We start from the raw sequence: 2,379 nt of genomic DNA on the forward strand, positions 1-2,379 counted from the left end.
AAAAAGTACTTACAACCATTCTACAATCGAAAACGCTGCCTTATTTTTTCGTCGATATCCTTCAAAGGATTTTCCGCTAATTCAAGAGTTTGCAGATCAAACAGCTGTCCGATTTCTGCAGGCAGGCTGGCGAGCTGGTTTTGATTTAAGTAAAGCCGTGTCAGCTTAGACAGCCGCCCTATTTCTGCAGGAAGACTGGTGAGCTGGTTTTGATGTAAGTAAAGCCGTGTCAGCTTAGACAGCTGCCCGATTTCTGCAGGAAGACTGGTGAGCTGGTTTTGATTTAAGTAAAGCACTTGCAGCTGAGACAATTGACCTATTTCTGTAGGCAGAGCGGTGAGCTGGCTTTGATTTAAGTAAAGATATTGTAGCTCAGACAGCTGCCCAATTTCTGCAGGCAGAACGGTGAGCTGGTTTTCACTTAAGTCAAGCGTTTGCAGCTGAGATAACTGGCATATTTCTGCAGGCAGGCTGGTAAGCTGGTTTTGACTTAAGTACAGCCCCCGCAGCTCAGACAGCTGCCCAATTTCTGCAGGCAGAGCGGTGAGCTGGTTTTGATTTAAGTAAAGCGTTTGCAGCTGAGATAACTGGCATATTTCTGGGGGTAAACAAGTCAAGCCTACTCTAGATAAATCTAGAGCCGTGATATTTCCACAATTTTCTTCAATCCAATTTCTAAAAAGCTCCCCTTTTTTCTCTAGAGGCAAGTGCTTAATTTCTTCTCGGCTCAAGTATTTTTTCCCACCATGAAGTTTTTCCCAAAGTAAAAGGCGATTAATATTTAAGAGATAAGAAGAGTAGTTAGCCAGAGTAAGATTCCTCTTTTCTTCTATTTGCACTTTAAATACTAAAGCTGAAAAAGACTTGGCTAAAGTAAAGATTCGCCTAAAGATTGCATTTACCTTTTCTGCTTCAGAAAGCTTTTCTTCTAGCTTATAAATCCTATCTACAATAAGAGCCTGCTCCTTAACATTTCCTTGAGGAACATGCACTTTACCTATTTGCTTATAAAGAGAAGGCATCGCTTCAGAAGCCAGCAGATGATGCCACCTTTTACAGACGCTAAATAAGGAAGGAACTGCGCAAGCCTCTAAGATAGGGAGCAGTAATTCATTGGGCAAGCTTTCAATAGATGTCGATGAGATAGGATGCATTTTATTTCCTTGGGTAGGAATAACTTTTTTAGCATTTTCATCTTTTAAAAAGAGGATAAAAAAAATTAAAAAAAGCAAGTCAAACGAATTCGTATCTTTATCCATGAAAAACAACTCACAGATAATCTACCCGCACTTTTTTTCAGATAGATTCAAGGAAAGAAGGGCCTTCCAAGCATTTAGGAGCAGCCGCAGGTTTTGGAGATTAAGTAACGCGGCAATTTTGGTTTGGTTAAAACAATATAAAGCTCTTAATTTCTTGCAAAGCTTACTATGAAACCAAACAAGTTAGATAACCAACAAGGCCGCTTTTTTAAATTCCGCCTTAGCGACGAACTTAATCAAAATCATCCTCTTATTTAAGCTATCTTAAGTTGATTGTATGGAAGCAGCAAGAGGAAGAATTTAATAAGTTGTTTGTAGAAAAACAGGCCAGCCAGCTAGGCGTCTAAGATTAGTTGCAGGGCTCCTTTATCTTGCAACATATGTAGGGAATCTCTGATGAAAATTTGGTATATCGATAGATAGAAAACGCTTACTGACAATATTTTCTTGAGTATGACTTTTGACACCAGGCGCACCCATCCTACCTCTTTAATTAACGCGAGTTATCGGATAAGAAAATAGTTGAAGGTAGTGTAACATTTTTTCTGTAAATTCAATATAGTAAGATAAAGCTTGCTAATAAAAAAGTCTTAAGATCAATTTTTCTCTGTGATAACCAAAAAAAGGAAAAACATATGATCTTAAGACATTAGTGAATGTAAAATAATAGCTGAAATTTTGGAAGGATTAATTAAAGGAGGGACTGACAATTTTGCACCTATTATAGAAAAGTTATTGAATGAATTAATGAAAATTGAGCGAAAAAAATGTATAGGAGCAGAATCCTATGAACGCACGGAAGAAAGGAAAGGCTATTCTAACGGATTTAAAGATGAAACCTTAAATACTCGCTCAGGGTCATTGAAACTGAAAATACCGCAAGTCCGGGGTTTAAAGTTTTATCCCTCATGTTTAGAAAAGGGATGCCGTTCAGAAAGAGCTTTAAAGCTTGCTATAGCTGAAATGTACGTAAAAGGTGTTTCTACCAGACGGATTAAGCAAATCACCGAAGAGCTTTGTGGCTTTGATATTAGTGCTACGCAAGTTTCCAGATTAACAAGCCTTTTGGATGAAGAGTTAAAAGCCTTTCGTGAAAGGCCTTTAGAAAGAATAAAGTACC

At 38.1% G+C, this 2,379-nt stretch carries 2 protein-coding genes; one reads left to right on the plus strand and one right to left on the minus strand.

From position 1 onward, the window contains the following. Positions 1 to 20 precede the first annotated feature (20 nt). Positions 21 to 1,154, minus strand: a complete 1,134-nt coding sequence (locus DB41_RS10890; protein ID WP_162180939.1) for a leucine-rich repeat domain-containing protein — start codon at positions 1,152 to 1,154, stop codon at positions 21 to 23. Positions 1,155 to 1,937: 783 nt separating this feature from the next. On the opposite strand from DB41_RS10890, the gene DB41_RS08270 reads away from it, so the two are divergent. Continuing rightward, positions 1,938 to 2,379, plus strand: a 442-nt coding sequence (locus tag DB41_RS08270) for a transposase (protein ID WP_193365251.1), incomplete at its 3' end; no start/stop codon positions are given.

Origin of the sequence: Neochlamydia sp. TUME1 (genome assembly GCF_000813645.1) — a bacterium.
Lineage (GTDB): Bacteria > Chlamydiota > Chlamydiia > Chlamydiales > Parachlamydiaceae > Neochlamydia.